This window comes from Pseudomonas sp. GW821-FHT09C10 (genome assembly GCF_059418085.1).
On record NZ_JBWKPE010000001.1, the window covers coordinates 248,871 to 270,478 of the forward strand.

18 protein-coding genes are annotated in these 21,608 nt (G+C 61.9%); 9 read left to right on the forward strand and 9 right to left on the reverse strand.

What is annotated here, in order from left to right; genetic code table 11:
* Window positions 1-165: 165 nt before the first annotated feature.
* From AC07OT_RS01125 to AC07OT_RS01145, 5 genes are all read left to right on the forward strand, one after another.
* Complete coding sequence (locus tag AC07OT_RS01125) at window positions 166-3,663, forward strand: response regulator (RefSeq protein WP_495107184.1); 3,498 nt, start codon at window positions 166-168, stop codon at window positions 3,661-3,663.
* Window positions 3,664-4,494, forward strand: a complete 831-nt coding sequence (locus AC07OT_RS01130; RefSeq protein WP_174562736.1) for a CheR family methyltransferase — start codon at window positions 3,664-3,666, stop codon at window positions 4,492-4,494.
* Window positions 4,491-5,090: a chemotaxis protein CheB gene (locus tag AC07OT_RS01135; protein WP_141157775.1), complete on the forward strand. Its 600-nt coding sequence runs from the start codon at window positions 4,491-4,493 to the stop codon at window positions 5,088-5,090. The genes AC07OT_RS01130 and AC07OT_RS01135 overlap by 4 nt, the downstream gene beginning before the upstream one ends.
* Window positions 5,084-6,277, forward strand: coding sequence for a hybrid sensor histidine kinase/response regulator (locus AC07OT_RS01140; protein ID WP_495107185.1), 1,194 nt, complete (start codon window positions 5,084-5,086; stop codon window positions 6,275-6,277). Before AC07OT_RS01135 ends, AC07OT_RS01140 begins: the two co-directional genes overlap by 7 nt.
* A 78-nt stretch (window positions 6,278-6,355) precedes the next feature.
* Complete coding sequence (locus AC07OT_RS01145; RefSeq protein WP_027605876.1) at window positions 6,356-6,733, forward strand: response regulator; 378 nt, start codon at window positions 6,356-6,358, stop codon at window positions 6,731-6,733.
* A gap of 62 nt (window positions 6,734-6,795) precedes the next feature.
* Here AC07OT_RS01145 and AC07OT_RS01150 read toward each other — a convergent pair whose 3' ends face one another.
* The 4 genes from AC07OT_RS01150 to AC07OT_RS01165 form a co-directional block, all read right to left on the reverse strand.
* The gene (locus AC07OT_RS01150; protein ID WP_495107186.1) at window positions 6,796-8,466 is read right to left on the reverse strand and encodes a response regulator; all 1,671 of its coding nucleotides are present in this window, start codon (window positions 8,464-8,466) and stop codon (window positions 6,796-6,798) included.
* The gene (locus AC07OT_RS01155; RefSeq protein WP_065941535.1) at window positions 8,463-9,965 is read right to left on the reverse strand and encodes an ATPase domain-containing protein; all 1,503 of its coding nucleotides are present in this window, start codon (window positions 9,963-9,965) and stop codon (window positions 8,463-8,465) included. The genes AC07OT_RS01150 and AC07OT_RS01155 overlap by 4 nt, the downstream gene beginning before the upstream one ends.
* A 111-nt stretch (window positions 9,966-10,076) precedes the next feature.
* Entirely contained in the window at window positions 10,077-11,135 is a 1,059-nt protein-coding gene (locus AC07OT_RS01160) for a tetratricopeptide repeat protein (RefSeq protein WP_092357999.1), read from the reverse strand.
* 71 nt (window positions 11,136-11,206) lie between these two features.
* The gene (locus tag AC07OT_RS01165) at window positions 11,207-12,100 is read right to left on the reverse strand and encodes a bestrophin family protein (RefSeq protein ID WP_098479504.1); all 894 of its coding nucleotides are present in this window, start codon (window positions 12,098-12,100) and stop codon (window positions 11,207-11,209) included.
* Window positions 12,101-12,300: 200 nt separating this feature from the next.
* Between AC07OT_RS01165 and AC07OT_RS01170 the strand changes: the two genes are divergently transcribed.
* From AC07OT_RS01170 to AC07OT_RS01185, 4 genes are read left to right on the forward strand one after another with little or no spacing between them, the layout of a single operon-like run.
* The gene (locus AC07OT_RS01170) at window positions 12,301-13,068 is read left to right on the forward strand and encodes an SDR family NAD(P)-dependent oxidoreductase (protein WP_495107187.1); all 768 of its coding nucleotides are present in this window, start codon (window positions 12,301-12,303) and stop codon (window positions 13,066-13,068) included.
* A gap of 12 nt (window positions 13,069-13,080) precedes the next feature.
* Entirely contained in the window at window positions 13,081-14,265 is a 1,185-nt protein-coding gene (locus AC07OT_RS01175; RefSeq protein ID WP_414887200.1) for an acetyl-CoA C-acyltransferase, read from the forward strand.
* 12 nt (window positions 14,266-14,277) lie between these two features.
* Window positions 14,278-15,405, forward strand: coding sequence for an acyl-CoA dehydrogenase (locus tag AC07OT_RS01180; protein ID WP_495107188.1), 1,128 nt, complete (start codon window positions 14,278-14,280; stop codon window positions 15,403-15,405).
* Between the two features lie 11 nt (window positions 15,406-15,416).
* Entirely contained in the window at window positions 15,417-16,190 is a 774-nt protein-coding gene (locus AC07OT_RS01185; protein WP_115487314.1) for an enoyl-CoA hydratase, read from the forward strand.
* A 90-nt stretch (window positions 16,191-16,280) separates the two neighbouring features.
* On the opposite strand, the gene AC07OT_RS01190 is transcribed toward AC07OT_RS01185, so the two are convergent.
* From AC07OT_RS01190 to AC07OT_RS01210, 5 genes are all read right to left on the reverse strand, one after another.
* Window positions 16,281-17,432 (reverse strand): acyl-CoA dehydrogenase family protein, encoded by a 1,152-nt coding sequence (locus AC07OT_RS01190; protein WP_495107189.1) that lies wholly within the window; start codon window positions 17,430-17,432, stop codon window positions 16,281-16,283.
* 3 nt (window positions 17,433-17,435) lie between these two features.
* Window positions 17,436-18,539, reverse strand: coding sequence for an enoyl-CoA hydratase/isomerase family protein (locus AC07OT_RS01195; protein WP_115487316.1), 1,104 nt, complete (start codon window positions 18,537-18,539; stop codon window positions 17,436-17,438).
* Window positions 18,540-18,680: 141 nt separating this feature from the next.
* A complete protein-coding gene (locus tag AC07OT_RS01200) occupies window positions 18,681-19,391 on the reverse strand; it encodes an HPP family protein (protein ID WP_141157766.1) in 711 nt (236 codons plus the stop codon).
* 167 nt (window positions 19,392-19,558) lie between these two features.
* Window positions 19,559-19,795 (reverse strand): hypothetical protein, encoded by a 237-nt coding sequence (locus AC07OT_RS01205; RefSeq protein WP_495107524.1) that lies wholly within the window; start codon window positions 19,793-19,795, stop codon window positions 19,559-19,561.
* 196 nt (window positions 19,796-19,991) lie between these two features.
* Entirely contained in the window at window positions 19,992-21,608 is a 1,617-nt protein-coding gene (locus AC07OT_RS01210) for an ArnT family glycosyltransferase (RefSeq protein WP_495107190.1), read from the reverse strand.

Genomic DNA, 21,608 nt, shown 5'->3' on the forward strand with positions numbered 1-21,608 from the left:
GCACCCAGGTGTTCCTCCGGCATTGGTTCCATAAATGTCGGGCATCGGCGGTGGCAAGTTTGGGGTGTTCATGTGTTTAAACCTTAATCCGCGTCAGAAACGTAGCCCTCTACCGGCACTTTGGGGCAAACTCCCGGTTTTTCCCTATTTGGCCAAGGCATGCCCATGACTCCCGCGTCGTCCGTCGATGAAAAGAGCTTTCGTACACTGCTCAGCCGAAACGTGGCATTGCCCCTGGGTGTGGGCGTGCTCAGCGCGGTGTTTTTCGTCTGTCTGATCAGCTATTTGCTCTCGGTGATCCAGTGGGTGGAACACACGGACCGGGTCATCAACAACCTCAACGAGTCGTCCAAGCTGACCGTCGATCTTGAAACCGGCATGCGTGGTTTCCTGATCACCGGGGACGAGCACTTCCTCGACCCGTACGAAGTGGCCAAGCCGCGCATCATTGCCGACCTGCGTAACCTGCAGGAGCTGGTGGCGGACAACCCGCAACAGGTGGACCGTCTGAAACGCCTGGAAGCCCTGCAAGCCGAATGGAACAAATACGCCCAGTCGATGATCAACCTGCAACGCGAAAGCGGTGACTACCGCAATGCCGTCAAGTCCGGCCGGGGCAAGCGCCTGACCGACGAAATTCGCAAGGAATACGAAGACGCGGTGGCGATGGAGCAACAGTTCCGGATCACTCGCAACGAACAAGTCACGCGCACCACGGTGATCAGCGTCACCCTCTATCTGTTGTTCGTTCTCGGCCTGAGCGGGATCCTGGCCTATATCGGTAGAAAAAATTTAATCGCCCTGTCAGATAGTTACAGCGCAAACCTCGCGTCACAACAGAAGATCGCACAACGCCTGGAGCGGCAGGCGTGGCTGCGTAACGGCCAGACCGAACTGGCCGAACAGGTGCTCGGCCAACTGACCTTGAACATGCTCGGACGCAATATCCTGCAGTTCTTTGCCCAATACATGGGCTCGGCGGTGGCGGCGCTGTATGTGCGCGAAGAGCACGGCGGCCTCAAGCGTGTGGCCACCTATGGCTTCTCCCGCGAGCAGGAACAGCTGGAGCAGTCGATCTACAGCGATGAGGGCATCGTCGGGCAGGCCGCCCAGCTCGATCGCCTGATTCGCCTGGACGACGTGCCGGTGGACTACTTCAAGGTCAGTTCCGGCCTGGGGGAAGGCTCGACCCGCAGCGTGCTGGTGGTTCCCACCAGCGATGACGACCGCGTCAACGGTGTGATCGAACTGGGCTTTTTGCGCCCGCTGGAGGAGCGCGACGTCGAACTGCTGGAGCTGATCGCCGGCAATATCGGCACCTCCATCGAAGCCGCCCGTTATCGCCAACGCCTGCAGGAAGTGCTGGCCGAAACCCAGCAACTGAACGAAGAACTGCAGGTACAGCAGGAAGAACTCAAGACCGCCAACGAAGAACTCGAAGAACAGTCGCGCATTCTCAAGGAGTCCCAGGCTCACCTGGAAACCCAGCAGGCCGAGCTGGAGCAGACCAACGAGCAACTGGCCGAACAGACCCAGACCCTGGCCGAACAGCGCGACGCCATGGACCGCAAGAACGTCGAGCTCAACCAGGCCCAGCTGGAGCTGGAAGATCGCGCCGATGAATTGCAGCGCTCCAGCAAGTACAAGTCCGAATTCCTCGCCAATATGTCCCACGAACTGCGCACGCCGCTGAACAGTTCGTTGATCCTGGCCAAGTTGCTGGCGGAAAACCCCCAGGAAAACCTCAGCGCCGAACAGGTCAAGTTTGCCGAGTCGATCTATTCGGCGGGCAATGACCTGCTCAACCTGATCAACGACATCCTGGATATTTCCAAGGTGGAAGCCGGCAAGCTGGAAGTGCGGCCGGAAAACTCAAGCGTCACGCGCCTGGTCGATGGCCTGCGCGGGATGTTCGAACCGTTGGCCGCCGACCGTAAGCTGGGGTTCCAGGTACAGGTGCAGGCCGATGCACCGATCATGCTGTTCACCGACCGCCAGCGCCTGGAGCAGATCCTCAAGAACCTGCTCTCCAACGCGATCAAGTTCACCGAGCAAGGCGAGGTCAGCCTCTCGGTGTCCCGCGCGCCGGGGGAAGGCATCGCCTTTACCGTGCGCGATTCGGGCATCGGGATTGCCCCGGACCAGCAGGAAAGCATCTTCGAGGCGTTCCGCCAGGCCGATGGCACCACCAACCGCCGTTACGGCGGCACGGGCCTGGGCCTGTCGATTTCCCGCGACTTGGCCGCGTTGCTTGGCGGCTATATCAGCGTGACCAGTGAGCCTGGCAAAGGCAGCACCTTCACCCTGGTGTTGCCGGAGCAGTATGTCGAACGCGAGGAAGATGCCGCGCCGATCGAGCAACCGCGCCAAGTGGTGACAGCGCCCGCACCCACGCCCATCGCAATTTCGCCGCTGCCGGTGGCCGACGCCAGGCAGATCCCGCGCTTCGCCGATGACCGCGATAAAGCGCCGTTCACCACCCGCTGCATCCTGGTGGTGGAGGACGAACCGAACTTTGCCCGCATCCTGTTCGACCTGGCCCATGAGCTGGGTTACCAGTGCCTGGTGGCCCATGGCGCGGACGAGGGCTACAGCCTGGCCGAGGAGTACATTCCCGATGCAATCCTGCTGGACATGCGCCTGCCGGACCATTCCGGGCTGACCGTGCTGCAACGCCTCAAGGAGCACGCCAACACGCGCCATATCCCGGTGCACGTGATTTCCGTGGAAGACCGCGTCGAAGCCGCCATGCACATGGGCGCCATCGGCTACGCGGTAAAACCGACGACGCGCGAAGAGCTCAAGGACGTGTTTGCGCGCCTTGAGGCCAAGCTGACCCAGAAGGTCAAACGCGTGCTGCTGGTGGAGGACGATGACCTGCAGCGCGACAGCATTGCCCGCCTGATCGGCGACGATGACATCGAGATCACCGATGTCGGCTACGCCCAGGCCGCCCTGGAGCTGCTGCGCACCAACGTCTATGACTGCATGATCATCGACCTCAAGCTGCCGGACATGCTGGGCAACGAGTTGCTCAAGCGCATGGCCACCGAAGATATCTGCTCGTTCCCGCCGGTGATCGTCTACACCGGGCGTAACCTGACCCGCGATGAAGAGGCCGAACTGCGCAAGTATTCGCGCTCGATCATCATCAAGGGCGCCCGTTCGCCAGAGCGCCTGCTCGATGAAGTCACACTCTTTCTGCACAAAGTCGAATCCCAGCTGTCCCATGACCGCCAGAAGATGCTCAAGACCGCCCGCAGCCGCGACAAGGTCTTCGAAGGGCGCAAGATCCTGTTGGTGGACGACGATGTGCGTAACATCTTCGCCCTGACCAGCGCCCTGGAGCACAAAGGTGCCGTGGTGGTGATCGGGCGTAACGGCCGCGAAGCCATCGAGAGACTCAATGAAGTCGACGATATCGACCTGGTGCTGATGGACGTGATGATGCCGGAGATGGACGGCTACGAGGCCACCGCCTTGATCCGCCAGGACCCGCGCTGGAAGAAACTGCCGATCATCGCGGTCACGGCCAAGGCCATGAAAGACGACCAGGAGCGCTGCCTCGCGGCGGGTTCCAACGACTACCTGGCCAAGCCGATCGACCTGGATCGCCTGTTTTCGCTGATTCGCGTGTGGCTACCGAAGATGGAACGCATTTAAGTGGAGCAACGTTTTTTGGAGAAGAGCAGCGATATTGAGCTGCGCCTGTTGATCGAGGCGATTTACCTCAAGTACAGCTACGACTTTCGCGACTACTCCGGTGCGTCGGTCAAACGCCGCGTAGCCCACGCCTTGCGCCAGTTCGACTGCGCCACGATTTCAGCGCTGCAGGAGCGGGTGCTGCACGACCCGGCGGCGTTCATGCAGTTGCTGCAGTTCCTGACGATCCCGGTGAGCGAGATGTTTCGCGACCCGTCGCACTTCCTTGCCATTCGCCAGGAAGTGGTGCCGCTGCTCAAGACCTACCCGTCGATCAAGATCTGGATTGCCGGCTGCAGCACAGGGGAGGAGGTGTACTCCATGGCCATCCTGCTGCGTGAGGAAGGGCTGCTGGAACGTACGATCATCTATGCCACCGATATCAACCCCGCGTCCCTGGATAAAGCCAAGCAAGGCATCTTCTCCCTGGAGAACGTGCGGGCCTACACCGCCAATTATCAGCAGGCCGGGGGGCAGCGTTCATTTGCCGACTACTACACGGCGGCTTACGATTACGCGATCTTCGACAAATCGCTGCGTGAGAATGTGACGTTTGCCGACCACAGCCTGGCGACCGATAGTGTATTCTCAGAAACTCAATTAATTTCATGCCGTAACGTACTGATTTACTTCAATAAAAAATTGCAGGATCGAGCGTTTGGGTTGTTTCACGAGTCGCTGTGCCATCGCGGCTTCCTGGTCCTGGGCAGTAAGGAAACCCTGGACTTTTCCGCCTACAGCAAGCAATTCGAACCCTTGGTCAAGCAGGAACGGATCTACCGCAAATCATGAACGACGTTGCCGCCAACCCTATTCGCGGGATTGAAGCCATCGTCGTCGGCGCCTCCGCCGGCGGCGTCGAGGCGTTGCTGAGTATTTTCAGCGAACTGCCCGACACCTTCGGCCTGCCGATCATTGCCGTATTGCACCTGCCGGATGAGCGCCGCAGCCAACTGGCGGAAGTCTTTGCGCGACGCCTCCCGATTCCGGTAAGGGAAGGGCAGGACAAGGAAGCGATCCAGGCGGGCACGTTGTATTTCGCCGGGCCTGGTTATCACCTTTCGGTCGAGCATGACCGCAGCCTGTCCCTCAGCCAGGAAGAGCGGGTACACCATTCCCGGCCGGCGATCGACTACCTGTTTGCCTCCGCCGCCGATGCCTATGGCAAGGGCCTGCTGGCGATTTTGTTGACGGGGGCCAACCAGGACGGCGCCCACGGGCTGGCCCATGTCAAGCATTCGGGCGGCACCACGGTGGTCCAGGACCCCAGCGAAGCACGGATTGCCGTGATGCCGCGGGCGGCCCTGGCCCTGCACACCCCTGACCATATTCTGACCCTGAGCCGCATTGCCGCATTGCTGGCTTCCCTGGAATCCTCCCCATGTTAAGTACTGTCCAGGCCAAACTGCTGATCGTCGACGATCTGCCGGAAAACCTGCTGGCCCTCGAAGCGTTGATCAAGCGCGAGGACCGTCAGGTCTTCAAGGCATTGAGCGCCGATGAAGCCTTGTCCCTGTTGCTGGAACACGAGTTCGCCATGGCGATTCTCGATGTGCAGATGCCCGGCATGAACGGGTTCGAGCTGGCCGAACTGATGCGCGGCACCGAGAAAACCAAGAACATTCCGATTGTGTTCGTCAGCGCCGCCGGCCGTGAACTCAACTATGCGTTCAAGGGCTATGAAAGTGGCGCCGTGGACTTTCTGCACAAGCCGCTGGATATCCACGCGGTCAAGAGCAAGGTCAATGTGTTTGTCGACCTGTACCGCCAGAGCAAGGCGATGAAGCAGCAAGTCGAAGCCCTGGAGCGCAGCCGCCGCGAGCAGGAGCTGTTGCTCACGCGCCTGCAGGCCACCCAGGCCGAACTGGAGCAGGCGGTGCGCATGCGCGACGACTTTATGTCGATCGTCGCCCATGAGGTGCGTACGCCGCTTAACGGCCTGATCCTCGAAACCCAGCTGCGCAAGATGCACCTGGCCCGGGATAACGCCGCCGCGTTCACCCTGGACAAGATGCACGCCATGGTCGACCGCGATGAGCGCCAGATCCAGAGCCTGATCCGCCTGATCGAAGACATGCTCGACGTCTCGCGTATCCGCACCGGCAAGCTGTCGATACGCCCGGGGCGTTTCGACCTGGCGCAATTGGTGAGCAACCTGGTGGAGAATTTCGCACCGCAAGTGGCGGCCGCCGAATCGTCGATGCACCTCGCGGCCGAGGGGCCGGTGGTGGGCAACTGGGATGAGTTCCGTATCGAGCAGGTGATCACCAATCTGCTGACCAACGCCCTGCGCTACGGGGCCAAGAGTCCGGTCGAGGTGCGCGTGTATACCGAGCATGGCGAAGCCAGGGTAGAAGTGCGTGACCACGGGATCGGCATCAGCGAAGAGAACCAGAAGCGTATTTTCCAGCAGTTCGAACGTGTGTCAGCCAGCCAGGTTGCCGCGGGACTGGGCCTTGGGTTGTTTATTTCCGAACAGATCGTGGCCGCCCATGGCGGCACCATCGAGGTCGAGAGCCAGATAGGCGAGGGTGCCTTGTTCCGGGTGTGCCTGCCCCTTGAACCGTCGGCATGAAATCAATCGTCATCCCGACGCAACCTCTACGTGACCCCATGGTCGTAATTGCAGCAATTGACCGGACAAAGGCTTCCCATGAGTGAAGATGCACAAGATGTCGTACTGATCGTCGAAGACGACGAATCCATTATGTTTGTGCTGGGTGAGTACCTGGCCGGCCTGGGGTATCGGGTATTGAAGGCGATCAACGGGGAGCAGGCCTTTGAAATCCTCGCCACCAAGCCGCACCTGGACCTGATGGTCACCGACTACCGTTTGCCCGGTGGGATTTCCGGCGTGCAGATCGCCGAGCCGGCGATCAAGTTGCGCCCGGAATTGAAGGTGATCTTTATCAGCGGCTACCCCCAGGAAATTCTCGACTGCAACAGCCCGATCACGCGCAATGCACCGATCCTGGCCAAGCCGTTTGACCTGGATACCTTGCAGGAGCATATACAGCGGTTGTTGGCCTGAAGGGCCAGGTGGTGCATCAGGCTCTTCCTGAGCCTGAATGACACTGCTTGGATAATGGCCATTTACGCCCGAATCATCTCCCGCACCTTCGCCGTCAACAAATCAAAGGTAAACGGCTTGGTGATCAACTGCATCCCCGGATCCAGGAACCCCCCACGCACCGCCGCATGCTCGGCATATCCGGTAATGAACAGCACTTTCAAGTCCGGTCGAACTTGCCTACCGATCTCTGCCAGTTGTCGCCCATTCATGCCGGGCAAGCCTACGTCGCTGATCATCAGGTCAATGCGTTGGCTGGATTCGATAATCGGCAGTGCGCCATTGGCATCGCCCGCTTCAACAAAAGCGTAGCCCAGCTCACTCAACACCTGGCTGACGAGCACGCGCACCGCCGGGTCGTCCTCGACGATCAGCACGGTTTCCCCGCTGTTGGCAATCGGCAACAGGGCAGGGTCCACGGTCACATCGGGGATGATTTCGCCGACAAAACGTGGCAGGAACAGGCTCACCGTGGTGCCTTTGCCTACCTCGCTGTGGAGAGTCACATGCCCGCGCGACTGGCGCGCGAAACCGTAGATCATCGACAAGCCCAGGCCGGTGCCCTGGCCAATGGGCTTGGTGGTGAAGAAGGGGTCGAAGACCCGGCCCATCAGGCTTTCCGGAATACCGCAGCCGGTGTCGCTGACGCTCAATTCAACGTAGTCGCCGGGCTTGAGCGTGCCGTAGGCGGCAGTGAAGACGCTATCGAGGTGGCGGTTGCAGGTTTCGACAACCAGGCGGCCCCCACTCGGCATGGCATCCCGGGCGTTGAGCGCCAGGTTGAGCAGGGCACTTTCCAGTTGATTGGGGTCGGCCTCGGCGGTCCACAACTGAGTGTCCAGGCGCATGTCCAAGGCGATGCTTTCGTTGAGGCTGCGTTGCAGCAGCTCGCCCATGGACGTCACCAGCTGGTTGATCTGTACCGGCTTGGAGTCCAGCGACTGGCGCCGCGAGAACGCCAGCAGGCGGTGGGTGAGGCCGGCGGCGCGGTTGGCGGAGGTCACGCCGAGGTCGATCAGGCTGTCCAGATCGTCCAGCTTGCCGCGGGACACGCGCCTTCGCAGCAGCTCCAGGCTGCCAATAATACCGGTGAGCATGTTGTTGAAGTCATGGGCGATACCGCCGGTCAACTGGCCGACGGCTTCCATCTTCTGGGATTGGCGCAAGGCTTCTTCGTTGCTGCGCAACTGCGCCGTGCGTTCTTCGACTTGCTGTTCCAGCGTCTCAAGGGTGCGCTGCAGACGCAGTTCGCTCTCGCTCAGATCGATCAACCTGTCCCGTGCTTCATATTGCCGACGCCGTCCGCGCAGGGCGGCGCTCACCAGGCTGATCAAGGTCACGGGGTGGAAGGGGCGCTCCAGGAACGTCACGTTGCCCAGCAGGCCGCTGAGGTGGGATGAACCGTTCTGCTCGCTGCCGCCGTGATGGGTCATCAGCACGATGGGCAAGTCGGACCAGGCGGGCTGCTGGTGCAGGTATTCCAGCAGGGGCTCCAGGTCCGCGCCGCGCAGGGCTTCGGCTGCGATGATCAGCATCCCGGCGCCTTGCTCCACGGCCTCGCACAATGCGGGCAGGCTGCTGGCAACCATGCCGGTGTAGCCAGCTTCCTTGAGCATCATCAGCGCCAACGAACCATCACGGCCCATGGGCGCCAGGACGATTGCGCGTTCGGATACGGGGGAAAGGGTGGTCACACGGCCTCATCCTTGAGCAAAGGCGAACCGGCGCCCATGTAGGTCGGGATGCCGCGCAAAACCCCCTGGAAATTGTCCAACGGTTCCCCGACGGTCATGCCGCGGCTGCTGATACGGTATTCACGGATAGTCGACTCGTGGGCGCCGGTGCGTTTCTTGATAATCGAGATGGCGCGGCGCACCTTGCCCAGCGCCTCGAAATAACGCAGCAGAATCACGGTGTCGGCCAGGTAAGTGATGTCGACAGGGGCCTGCATGTCGCCCACCAGTCCATGTTGCGCGACAGTCATGAACGTCGCCGCGCCACGGCGGTTGAGGTACAGCAGCAGTTCATGCATATGCAGGATCAGCGCGTTTTCTTCCGGCATCGCCGCCTGGTAGCCGTTGATACTGTCAATGACCACCGTCTTGATCCCGCGCTCGTCCACGCAACGACGCACGCGGTGGGAAAACTCGCCAGGGGACAGCTCGGCTGCGTCCACCTGTTCGATCAGCAGGTTGCCGGTGGCCTGCAGGGCGGCGAGGTCGATGCCCATATTGTTCATGCGCTCGAACAGCAAACCCAATTCTTCATCGAAGATAAACAGCGCGGCCTTTTCGCCACGGCCTACCGCCGCTGCGGCGAAGATCATCGAGATCAGCGACTTGCCGGTACCGGCCGGGCCGAGAATCAGGCTGCTGGAGCCGGTCTCGACGCCGCCGCCCATCAGGGCATCCAGCTCGCGAATGCCACTGCTCAAGGTCTGGCGTATGTAACCGCCACGATGCTCGGCCGCGACCAGGCGCGGGAATACGTGGATGCCATCGTGCATGATGGTGAAGTCGTGAAACCCACCCCGATATTTCTGCCCGCGATATTTCACCACCCGCACGCGACGGCGTTCGGCACCGTAGTTGGGGGTCAGTTCTTCCAGGCGAATCACCCCGTGGGCCACGCTGTGCACGGTTTTGTCGAGGGATTCGGTAGTCAGGTCGTCGAGCAGCAGCACGGTGGCGTCGTAGCGCACGAAGTAATGCTTGATCGCCAGGATCTGGCGGCGATAGCGCAGCGAGCTTTGCGCGAGCAGGCGGATTTCCGAGAGGCTGTCGATGACCACGCGGGTCGGCTTGACCCGCTCCACCACTTCGAAGATCTGCCGGGTTGCTTCGCCCAGTTCCAGGTCCGAAGAGTACAACAGGCTCTGCTGATGCTCGGCATCCAGCAGGCTCTCCGGCGGGGTCAGTTCGAAGATATGAATATTGTCGTCCAAGTCCCAACCGTGGGACTCGGCGCCCTGGCGCAACTCACGCTCGGTTTCGGACAGTGTGATGTAGAGCGTTCGCTCACCCGCTTTCGCCCCGGCCTGCAGGAAGTGCAGGGCGACCGTGGTTTTACCGGTGCCAGGTTCACCTTCCAGCAGGAACAGGTGGCTGCGCGATAGCCCTCCGGCAAGAATGTCGTCGAGACCTTCGATGCCGATGGCTGCTTTTTCGGTTAACAACGCTTTGGATGTAGACAAGAAGTGCCCTCAGGTCACATACGAGTAGAGGATGCGCATCCAGGTGGACGCGCCATGTTCTCTTGACCGTAGCGCTTTGTGGCGGTTCAAACTGATGCACGATTATTGTGCCTACAGGCCTTGCTGCAGTGCCGGATCGTCAGGGTTTTGCTGTTCGAGTTGGGCGAGCAGCACCTGCACATTCTGCAATTGGCCGCTTTCTTTCCAATAATTGACTAGCAGCACCCGCGCCTTGCGATTGGCCGGGTGGCGCTGGACGATTTCCTCCAACTGGCGCTGGGCCGCCTCCAATTCCTGCTGGGCATGCAGGGTCGTGGCGAGGTCGTAGCGGTAATCCTGATTGTCCGGCTCCAGCTCCACGGCCTTGGACAGGCCGAGCAACGCATAGGGGCGCTCGCCATGGTGCAGCAGCCACATACCCAGGGCATGTTGCAGGTAGGCCGACTCAGGGTGCGCCGCCAATTGCCGGGCCAGCAATTGGCGGGACTCATCGGTCTTGCCCTGTTTATCCAGCAACTCGATCTGCGCGACCACCGCTTGCAGGTTGTCCGGCTGCAAGCGCATGGCCTGTTCCAAGGCGTTTTGCGCTTCCGGCAGCAGGGCGCTGTGAATGTACAGGCGCGCCAGTTGAATCCAGCCTTCGGCCGTTTCCGGTTGGGCCTTGAGCTTTTTCACGAACTCGTCCAATACCTGCTGCAATGGCCCGAAGTACAGGCCCAAGGTGTCGGGCGACAGGCCGAGCAGGGCATTGGCGGCGGCAAAGCGTACGCTTTGTTCGGGGTCATCGAGCACCGGGCCGAGCAGCAGGGTGCGCTGGCCGCTGGGCACCAGGCCGACAATGCTGTGGATGGCCGCTTCGCGCACCAACGCTGAGTCGCTGGTGAGGTCTTTGTCGGCGAGCTTCAAGGCCTGGGGGCTGGGGTAGTTGGGCAATTCGGCATGCAGCGCGGCGCGGCGTTCGGGTGACAGGTCCGGCCGGCCCAGTTGCTGATACAGCACGCGCGCGGCGCCCGGCTCGCCGTTATGCGCCTGTTTCAAGGCTTTTGAGTAACCGTGGGCAATGGCAGGAGGCACGGCCACCTGGGCGGTGCGGGAGAAATACCAGGTGATCAGCACAATCAACAACAGGGCGCACAGGCCGATGATGGAGTAACGGCGTGACTTTGACATGCAGGCGTCCGAAAAGCTGAAGAAGCAAAGCCGCAAGCTTCGGCCAGACCACGGCAGGTGTCAAACCCGCATCAGGTCAGCACGTATTCCACCGGTTCCAGGGCCGGCGGCAGGTCGGGTTCGCCGAGGGCGGCCAGCAGCTCACGCTCCAGGGTGCGCAGGATCGCATTGCAGGGCAGGTCGTTTTCGTCAAAGCCGAAAGGGTCTTCCAGGTCGTCGCCGATCTCATCGAGGCCGAAGAAGGTGTAGCTGACAATGGCGGTAAACACCGGCGTCAGCCAGCCGAGGGGTTCGGCCATGGCGAACGGCAAGAGGATGCAGAACAGGTAAATGGTGCGGTGCAGCAGCAAGGTGTAGGGGAAGGGCAGCGGCGTGCTTTTGATGCGCTCGCACGCGGCCTGTACCTGGCTGAGGCTGACCAGGCGGGTTTCCAACTGGGTGTAACGCCATTCGCTGAGGGCGCCTTGCTCGGCCAGGGCGGAAAATCCCGCGCCAATCTGTTGCAGCACCCGGTCAGGCAGGTTGGGATGACTCGCTTCCACACTGGCCCAGGGCTGGATCGCCCGGGCTTCGTCTTCGTGGCGCAAGCGCGCGACCAGCCCGTGGGCGAAGCCGCCCAGGCCCCGTAGCAGGCGCCCACGCTCCGTCGGGTCAGTGAGCACCTGGGTCTCGCGAATCAGCGAGCGCACCTCAATGATCATCTGCCCCAGTTGCTTGCGGCCTTCCCACCAGCGGTCATAGCAGGCGTTATTGCGAAAACTCATGAAGATCGACAGCGACAGCCCGAGCAACGTAAAGGGCGTGGCGTTGACCTTGGAGAAATAGGCCGGGTGCAGGGTTTCCACCAACACGATCACCGACGCCAGCAGCGTGACCAGCAGGCTGCGCAGGGCGATGCGCTTGGCAATCGAGCCCTTGAGGGAAAACAGGATGCCCAGCAGGTTCGGTTTGGGACGTACGATCATCGCGGGGAGGACTTCTTCGGTGGCGCAGGCCCTCAGGTTAGGAGCTTGCACGACGCACGTCCAATCGCTTGGACTGACCGGCCGATCAGCACGGTCGATGATTGGCCAAACCAGTCAGCCATGTTGAAGGCTTTGACCATTGCTGCCGTGGCGTTGCAGAGCGACTATTTCGACGATCTCGACCGTTCAAGGAAACAATAATGCAGATTGAGAACAAGGTTTTTCTGGTCAGCGGCGGCGCGTCCGGCCTCGGTGCGGCCACCGCAGATATGCTGGTCGCGGCCGGCGCCAAGGTCATGCTGGTGGATTTGAATGCCGACGCCGTGGCGGCCAAGGCCAGGCAGCTCGGCGGCAACGCCCGCAGCGCAGTAGCGGATATCAGCCAGGAAGCGGCTGCCGAAGCCGCCGTGCAGGCAACCGTCGCGGCGTTTGGCGGTTTGCATGGCTTGGTCAACTGCGCGGGGGTGGTACGCGGTGAAAAGATCCTCGGCAAGACTGGCCCCCACGGGCTGGCCAGCTTTGCCCAGGTGATCAACGTCAACCTGATCGGCAGCTTTAACCTGCTGCGCCTGGCGGCGGCGGCCATCGCCGAAACGGAAGCGAACGCCGACGGCGAGCGCGGGGTGATCATCAATACCGCGTCGGTGGCTGCGTTCGACGGGCAGATCGGCCAGGCCGCGTACGCGGCGTCCAAAGGCGCGATAGCCAGCCTGACCTTGCCCGCTGCACGGGAGCTGGCGCGCTTCGGCATTCGCGTGATGACCATCGCCCCGGGCATTTTCGAAACCCCGATGATGGCCGGCATGACCCCGGAAGTACGCGACTCCCTGGCCGCCGGCGTGCCGTTTCCGCCACGCCTGGGCAAGCCTGCCGAATACGCCGCGCTGGTGCGGCACATCATTGAAAACAGCATGCTCAACGGCGAGGTGATCCGTCTCGACGGCGCCTTGCGCATGGCGGCCAAGTAAGGAGGATGAGCCATGAATGATCCCATCGTGATTGTCAGCGCCGTGCGCACGCCCATGGGCGGGTTCCAGGGCGACCTCAAGGGCCTGACTGCGCCGCAACTGGGCTCTGCCGCCATCCGTGCGGCGGTCGAGCGTGCCGGCATCGCCGCTGACGCCGTGGATGAGGTGTTGTTTGGGTGCGTGCTGCCCGCCGGCCTGGGCCAGGCGCCTGCGCGTCAAGCCGCCTTGGGCGCCGGGTTGGATAAGTCCACGCGTTGCACCACCCTCAACAAAATGTGCGGCTCGGGCATGGAAGCGGCGATCCTCGCCCATGATTCCCTGCTGGCCGGCAGCGTCGACGTGGTGATCGCCGGCGGCATGGAAAGCATGTCCAACGCGCCCTACCTGCTGGACCGCGCACGCAGCGGCTATCGCATGGGCCATGGCCGCGTCATCGATCACATGTTCCTCGACGGCCTGGAAGATGCGTATGAAAAGGGCCGCCTGATGGGCACCTTTGCCGAGGAGTGCGCGCAGCTCAACGGCTTCAGCCGTGAGGCGCAGGATGCGTTTGCCATCGCGTCGCTGACCCGTGCGCAGGAGGCAATCACCCATGGCAGCTTTGCTGCCGAAATTGTCCCGGTACAGGTCACCGTCGGCAAAGAGCAGAAAACCATCCTGCATGACGAACAACCGCCCAAGGCCAAGCCGGAAAAAATCCCCGGCCTCAAACCGGCGTTCCGCGAAGGCGGCACGGTGACGGCGGCCAATTCCAGCTCGATTTCCGACGGCGCGGCAGCGTTGCTGCTGATGCGTGAGTCCGAGGCGCAAAAGCGTGGGCTCAAGCCGCTGGCGGTGATCCACGGGCATGCGGCGTTTGCCGATGAACCGGGGCTGTTTCCGGTGGCGCCGGTGGGCGCGATTCGCAAGCTGATGAGCAAGACCGGCTGGAGCCTCGACGACGTCGATCTGTTTGAAATCAACGAAGCCTTTGCCGTGGTCAGCCTGGTGACCATGAGCAAGCTGGAAATCCCCCACGCCAAGGTCAACGTCCACGGTGGTGCCTGTGCCCTGGGCCACCCGATTGGCGCGTCCGGCGCGCGGATCCTGGTCACCCTGCTCTCGGCCCTGCGCCAGAAAGGCCTCAAGCGGGGTGTCGCCGCCATTTGTATCGGCGGCGGTGAAGCCACGGCCATGGCCGTCGAATGCCTGTATTAAGGACTGAGCCCAATGCTGCCCAATGACGAACAACTGCAGATCAGCGACGCCGCCCGGCAATTTGCCCAGGAGCGGCTCAAACCGTTTGCCGCCGAGTGGGACCGCGAACACCGCTTTCCCAAGGAAACCATCGGCGAAATGGCCGAACTGGGCTTTTTCGGCATGCTGGTGCCGGAACAGTGGGGCGGGTGCGACACCGGTTACCTGGCCTACGCCATGGCCCTGGAAGAAATCGCCGCCGGTGACGGCGCCTGCTCCACCATCATGAGCGTGCACAACTCGGTGGGCTGCGTGCCGATCCTGAGCTTCGGCAACGATCAGCAGAAAGAGCAATTCCTCAAGCCCCTGGCCAGCGGCGCCATGCTCGGTGCTTTCGCCCTGACTGAGCCGCAAGCCGGTTCGGATGCCAGTGGCCTGAAAACCCGCGCTCGCCGTGAAGGCGATCATTACATGCTCAATGGCTGCAAACAGTTCATCACTTCCGGCCAGAATGCCGGGGTGGTGATTGTGTTCGCGGTGACCGACCCCGCAGCGGGCAAGCGTGGCATCAGCGCGTTTATCGTGCCCACCGATTCGCCGGGCTACAGCGTGGCGCGGGTCGAGGACAAGCTCGGCCAGCATGCCTCCGATACCTGCCAGATCCTGTTCGAGGATGTAAAGGTGCCGGTGGCTAACCGCCTTGGGGAGGAGGGCGAGGGCTACAGGATCGCCCTGGCCAACCTTGAAGGCGGTCGCGTCGGCATCGCCTCGCAATCGGTGGGCATGGCCCGCGCCGCTTTCGAGGCTGCACGCGACTACGCCCGCGAGCGTGAAAGCTTCGGCAAACCGATCATTGAACACCAGGCCGTGGCCTTTCGCCTGGCGGACATGGCCACGCAAATCGCCGTGGCACGGCAGATGGTGCACTACGCCGCCGCCCTGCGGGACAGCGGCAAGCCGGCGTTGGTCGAAGCTTCCATGGCCAAGCTGTTCGCCTCGGAAATGGCTGAGAAAGTCTGTTCCGCCGCCTTGCAAACCCTCGGCGGTTACGGTTACCTGAGCGACTTCCCCGTGGAGCGGATCTACCGCGATGTGCGGGTCTGCCAGATTTACGAAGGCACCAGCGATATTCAACGCATGGTCATCTCACGCAATCTCTAAGGAGCCGATACATGAGTTACGACACCATTTTGCTCGAAGTCCAAGGCCGCGTCGGGCTGATTACCCTCAACCGCCCGCAAGCCCTGAATGCCCTGAATGCGCAGTTGGTCAGTGAGTTGAACCAGGCCCTGGATGGCCTGGAAGCCAACCCGGAAATCGGCTGCATCGTGCTGACCGGCTCGAAAAAAGCCTTCGCCGCCGGCGCCGACATCAAGGAAATGGCCGAGCTGACCTACCCGCAGATCTACCTCGACGACCTGTTCAGTGACAGCGACCGCGTGGCCAACCGCCGCAAGCCGATCATCGCCGCGGTCAACGGCTTCGCCCTCGGCGGTGGCTGCGAGCTGGCGCTGATGTGCGACTTTATCCTGGCCGGTGACGGCGCCAAGTTCGGCCAGCCGGAAATCAACCTCGGCGTGCTGCCGGGCATGGGCGGCACCCAGCGCCTGACCCGCGCGGTGGGCAAGGCCAAGGCCATGGAAATGTGCCTGACCGGGCGGTTTATCGATGCGGTGGAAGCCGAGCGCTGCGGGATTGTCGCGCGCATCGTGCCCGCCGATGAACTGCTCGACGAGGCGCTGAAAGTCGCCACGCTGATTGCCGGCAAATCGGTGCCGATCAGCATGATGGTCAAGGAAAGTGTGAACCGCGCGTTTGAAGTGAGCCTGTCGGAAGGCGTGCGCTTTGAGCGCCGGGTGTTCCATGCCGCGTTCGCCACGCAGGACCAGAAGGAAGGCATGGCGGCGTTTGTGGCCAAGCGCGCGCCTGAGTTCAAGGATAAGTAGTCGTTGCCAGCTGTATAGCTTCAAGCTGCAAGCTGCAAGTAATCGCCAATGCGCTTTTACTTGAAGCTTGCAGCTTAAGACTTGCAGCTCCTACAGCTGGTAGTTTTTGAGTTCCCGGGCAATGACCATCCGCTGTATCTCGCTGGTCCCTTCGTAAATCTGCGTGATCCGCGCATCCCGGTAGTAACGCTCCACCGGGTAATCCTCCAGATAGCCATAGCCGCCATGAATCTGCATTGCGCTGGAGCAGACTTTCTCGGCCATTTCCGAGGCGAACAGCTTGGCCTGGGACGCTTCCGAGAGGCAGGGCTTGCCGGCGCTGCGCAGGCGCGCCGCGTGCAGGATCAGTAAACGGGCAGCGTTCAAGCGGGTTTGCATGTCCGCCAGCAGGTTGGCCATGCTTTGGTGTTCGATAATCGCCTTGTCGAATTGCACTCGGTCGCGGGCATAGGCCAGTGCCGCCTCAAAGGCCGCACGGGCGATGCCCAGGGCTTGGGCGGCAATGCCGATGCGGCCGCCTTCCAGGTTGGACAGGGCGATGGCCAGGCCTTTGCCGCGCTCGCCGAGCAGGTTGGCCTCGGGCACGCTGCAGTGGTTGAGGGTCACCGCGCAGGTGTCCGAGGCTCGAATACCCATCTTGTGCTCGGTGCGGTCGACCACAAAACCCGGGGTGTCGGTGGGTACCAGGAACGCGGAAATGCCTTTCTTGCCCAGGTCCGGGTCGGTCACGGCAAATACAATCGCCAGCTTGGCGCGCTTGCCGTTGCTGACGAACTGCTTGGCGCCATGGATGACCCACTGGCCATCGCGCAGTTCGGCGCGCGTACGCAGGTTGTGGGCCTCGGAGCCGGCCTGGGGTTCGGTCAGGCAGAAGCAGCCAATCGCCTGGCCACTGGCGAGGTCGGCCAGCCAGGTGTGTTTCTGGGCATCGGTGCCGTAGTTGAGGACTGGCCCGCAACCCACTGAATTATGGATACTCATCAGTGCGCCGGTGGCGCCATCGCCGGCCGAGATCTCTTCCACGGCCAGGGCATACGCCACGTAGTCGACATAGGTGCCGCCCCATTCTTCCGGCACTACCATGCCCAACAGGCCCAGTTCGCCCATCTTCGCCACCAGGGCGTCGTCGATCCAGCCGGCTTTTTCCCAGGCTTGGGCATGGGGGGCAATTTCGCCACGGGCGAAGTCGCGCGCCATGTCGCGGATCATTACCTGTTCTTCAGTATATTCAATGTCTTGCATGGCTTATTTCGCAACCTGCTCGAAGTGATGGAAGAAGCTGTCGACGTGGCTTTTGTCCAGTCCATGGAGCGTCGGCGGGTTCCAGCGAGGGTTCTTGTCCTTGTCGATGATCAGCGCGCGGACCCCTTCGATCAGGTCGCCGCGTTCGAACCATTGGCGGTCAAGGTGCAGCTCCAGGGCAAAGCACTGTTCCAACGGCAGGCGTCGGCCGCGTCGCAGCATTTCCAGGGTCACGGCCATGGCCAGGGGCGAGCGGGTTTGCATCAGGTGGACGGTGTTCAGTGCCCACTCATGGCTGTCGGCGACAGTGACTTCCTGAAGTTGCTCGACGATGCTCGGAATGTCCGGCAGGCCGAAGAAGTGGTCGATCGCCGGACGCAACGCGGCCAGCGGCGGGTCGGGCAGGCGCTGCACCGCCAGCTTGGCCAGCACGCCTTGCAGGTCTTTGAGGGGCGATTCATGCCATTGCAGGCTGTCGAGTTTCTGGTCGAGGCTGGCCAGCTTGGCGCTGTCCAGGTACCAGTTGGCCAACCCGCAATACAGGGCGTCTGCCGCGCGAACCTGCACGCCGGTCACGCCGAGGTAAATGCCCAGCTCGCCGGGAATGCGCGGCAGGAAATAGCTGCCACCGACGTCCGGAAAATAACCGATCGCCACCTCCGGCATCGCCAGGCGGCTGCGTTCGGTGACGACGCGCAAATCCGCACCCTGCACCAGGCCCATGCCGCCGCCCAGGACAAACCCGTCCATCAGGGCCAGTACGGGTTTGCGGTAATGATGGATGGCCAGGTCCAGCGCGTACTCCTCGACGAAGAAGTCTTCATGCAGGGTGTCGCCGCGTTTGAAACTCTCATACAGGGAGCGGATATCGCCGCCGGCACAAAATGCCTTTTCGCCCGCACCGCGCAGGACTACGGCATGCACCTGCGGGTCGTCTGACCAGGCTTGCAGCTGTTGCGACAGGCTGCGGACCATGTCCAGGGTGATGGCATTCAAGCCGGCGGGGCGATTGAGGGTGAGGTGACCGATATGGTTGCGTACTTCGGCCAGTACGTCGTCCTGACGCCTATCGGCGCTGCTTGCTTCGCTTGAAACCTGAGCAGTCATCTGTAACTCCCTGCTTTTATTGTTCTTTATCAAGATGGTCGTGCGCAAATACTCCCGTGATCGTACCAGTGCAAATTTGCACAGTACAACCCGGAATCATGCAGGTCGTTTTTGCATTTATGCAGGGTATCGGACCCGGCCTCAGGTCACGCGGGTTGCCAGTACTTCACCGATGCTGCGGCGCCGCGCGTGGGTTTCTGCAGCGTGGATCAATTGTTCCAGCTCCGTCGGGGCCACGTCGTAGAATTGCTCCATGTCCGCCAGCGCCAGCTTCAAGTCGGCGGCCGTAATAGCGGGGTCTCGGGCGGCCCTGGGGTCAGGCAGGACAGACGTCGACGTCTCGACAGCTCCCTTGGGGTAGCGCGTTCGCGTCGCATTATTGTAGGCCAGTGCGCAGGCCAGCAAGGCGCCGGCACCGAGTAATACGGCCCCCAATTCGTGCCAGCCCAGGGCGGCGGAGGCAGGATCGGCCAGGACCAGGCTCATGGCCAGTCCACCGGCGGGCGGGTGCAGGCACCGCAGCCAGCACATCAGCACCACGGCCATGCCGGCCGCCAGGCAGGCACCACCCAGGGTGCGCCCCAGGACGCGGGCCACCAGCAATGCCACGACACCGGCGCACAGGTAGCTGCCGATGATCGACCAGGGTTGTGCCAGCGCACCGGACGAGACCGCAAACAACAACACCGCCGAAGCCCCCAGCGGGCCCAGCAGGTGCAGCGCCACCTCCATGCCAAAGACCTGGGCGCAGAGCCACACACTGAAGAATGTACCCAAGGCCATGCCAATCGCGGCACGGCTCCATTCGGTGGGGCGGGTGTTGATAGCAGCGGGAAACCAGCGAGAGCGCATTGAAAGGAAATCCATAAACGGCGGGCAAAAAAAAGGCTTGTCTGGTCGCCCGGAAAAGCCCTTTGAAAGTTCCTGCATTTGGGGGAGGAACCCGCGCAGTGTGCCGTGCCTGCCAGGGCACCGCCAATGCATATTAATGAGGGTTAAATACAAAAATAATGAGTTTATCAGGGCATGACGGGAGAATTGAGCTTGCCCAGCACACGAATATCGGTCTCTTCATTGAACAAATGTTTTTGCAGGTTTTCCTGCAACCCTGGCTCCCCGGCCAGTGGACCTTTGAGGGCCACCAGGGCATTTCGCAGCCACATCAGCCGATCCAGTGGCGCCATGGGCACGTAGCCAATATGGATTTCATTACGGGTCAGTGAAGCTGGGGTATACGGTAAACGGTCATCCGGCACGGTTTGTCCTCTCACGAAGTAAGCCGCGGTGCTGGCTGCGGCTCCTGTCGTCCTTGTTGTTATCCATGGCCTGTGGCGGTAGACAGTTACCGCGCGTGGCCATCGAGTTTACAGTTGGGTTTCAGACGCGGGAAAGGGAAATGACACCAGCCATTACGCATAGCTGCGTAGGATCTTTCTGCGTCGCAACTCAAGGCTAAGGGGCTTTGGCCAGGTACAGCAGCACATAGGGGTTTCGGTCGAACTCACCGCTCAGGGTTGGAGTAATTGCACGCAGGCGCGGGTCCTGCAAACCGTCGAAATCCGCCTGGCTCATCACCAGCCACGCCGGCCCTTGCAGCGGTGCCAGGTCAGAGGCTTGTTGGGTAAACAACGGCACCTGGTCGCAGTCGAGGTTGACCATGTATTTGATCGCCTTGGCGTCTTTGCCCAAGCCGTGCAATACCACGGGGGCGCGCTGTTGCTTGACCTGCTCATGCACTTGCAGGGTAAAGGTGCGGGTGTCGTAGACGCTGCGCTCGAGCGGTTCGACCACGGCAACATAGGTTGCCCACACCGCAAGCACGGCGGCAAGCGCCGGACCCAGCGGCCGCAGGCGAGCCCTGAACAACGCCAGCAATGCCAAGGCTTGCAGCACGCCGAGAACGGCGAACACCGGCCCCAGCTCGCTCAACTGCTGCGGATAGCGTGGCCGCGCGAATACCAGCCCGACGATCAGCAGGCCTGGCAGCAGCGTCCATAGGCCCAGCATCAGCCCACGCAACCCTGCAAACAACCGCCCCTCAACGGCCTGGAACGGGTACGCCGCAATGATCGCCGCCATCGGCAACATCGGCAGCACATAGCGGGCCTTCTTTGCCTGGGGAATCGACAGGCCCAGCATCACCAGCAAGCCTGCGGCGGCGCAATACAGCACCAGTTGCAACGCCGGCGTCGGCACGCGGCGCCCACCGACCGCAACCGCCAGCAGCACCAGCAGCGCCACGGGATAGGCGAGGGCGTAGTTGCCCAGCGAGCTGGTGAAGTAATACAACGCGCCGCTGGAGCCTTCACTGCCGTCCATGCGCCCCAGGAACTGCATGCGGATCACATCCTGCATGAAGCTCTCGCCGCCACTGAGCTTGGCCATCAGCAACAGCAGGCCGACACAGGCCCCCAGCAGCGCCAGGGCCAGCAGGCCAAAGCTGAACAGTTGGCGCCATTGCCGGTTGATCAGGTAGTAACTGCACAGCACGCCCGTGGGAATGACCAGCCCGATCGGCCCGCGAATCGCAAAGCCGAGGATCAGCAGCAGGTACAGCCAGTACAGGCGTTTGCCCGCACCGAAGTGGTCATGGGCATAACCGAGGTAGAACACCGCCAGGGCGATGGCGGCGAGCATCTGGTCGAGCGATACCGCACGGGTTTCACTGATGAAGGTACTGCTCAGCAACAACAGTGCGATGCTCAGCAGGCCCCAACGCTGGGAGTAGGGCGCCGTCAGGCGATACACCAGGATGACGATCACTGCCGAGGCAATCGACGTGGGCAGCCAGGCCGTGAGGCTGGTGACCTGGCCCAGGGGCAGGGACAACAGCCAGGTCATCAGCGTCGAGGTGGCCAGGTAATCGGCATACGGCTGTCCGTAGGTGGTGGGGAAAAAGCCCGGCCCATGGCGCAGCATCTCCTGGGCAAACACCACGAAGCGTGAGTCGAAACCGATAATCGCCTGGTGCCAGCTGCCGGCGATGAACAACAACAGCGCCAGCAATCCCAAGCCGAGGGATTGGCGACGGATCGTCGGGCTGAGCAGGGACGGTTGAGCTTTGTTCAC

Excerpts from the sequence above, each read along its gene's own strand:
- AC07OT_RS01200 (WP_141157766.1), bottom strand. The coding sequence starts at position 19,391 with ATGCGCTCTCGCTGGTTTCCCGCTGCTATCAACACCCGCCCCACCGAA.
- AC07OT_RS01165 (WP_098479504.1), bottom strand. The coding sequence starts at position 12,100 with ATGATCGTACGTCCCAAACCGAACCTGCTGGGCATCCTGTTTTCCCTC.
- AC07OT_RS01170 (WP_495107187.1), top strand. The coding sequence starts at position 12,301 with ATGCAGATTGAGAACAAGGTTTTTCTGGTCAGCGGCGGCGCGTCCGGC.
- AC07OT_RS01125 (WP_495107184.1), top strand. The coding sequence starts at position 166 with ATGACTCCCGCGTCGTCCGTCGATGAAAAGAGCTTTCGTACACTGCTC.
- AC07OT_RS01180 (WP_495107188.1), top strand. The coding sequence starts at position 14,278 with ATGCTGCCCAATGACGAACAACTGCAGATCAGCGACGCCGCCCGGCAA.
- AC07OT_RS01140 (WP_495107185.1), top strand. The coding sequence starts at position 5,084 with ATGTTAAGTACTGTCCAGGCCAAACTGCTGATCGTCGACGATCTGCCG.
- AC07OT_RS01160 (WP_092357999.1), bottom strand. The coding sequence starts at position 11,135 with ATGTCAAAGTCACGCCGTTACTCCATCATCGGCCTGTGCGCCCTGTTG.
- AC07OT_RS01175 (WP_414887200.1), top strand. The coding sequence starts at position 13,081 with ATGAATGATCCCATCGTGATTGTCAGCGCCGTGCGCACGCCCATGGGC.
- AC07OT_RS01145 (WP_027605876.1), top strand. The coding sequence starts at position 6,356 with ATGAGTGAAGATGCACAAGATGTCGTACTGATCGTCGAAGACGACGAA.
- AC07OT_RS01190 (WP_495107189.1), bottom strand. The coding sequence starts at position 17,432 with ATGCAAGACATTGAATATACTGAAGAACAGGTAATGATCCGCGACATG.
- AC07OT_RS01195 (WP_115487316.1), bottom strand. The coding sequence starts at position 18,539 with ATGACTGCTCAGGTTTCAAGCGAAGCAAGCAGCGCCGATAGGCGTCAG.
- AC07OT_RS01185 (WP_115487314.1), top strand. The coding sequence starts at position 15,417 with ATGAGTTACGACACCATTTTGCTCGAAGTCCAAGGCCGCGTCGGGCTG.
- AC07OT_RS01135 (WP_141157775.1), top strand. The coding sequence starts at position 4,491 with ATGAACGACGTTGCCGCCAACCCTATTCGCGGGATTGAAGCCATCGTC.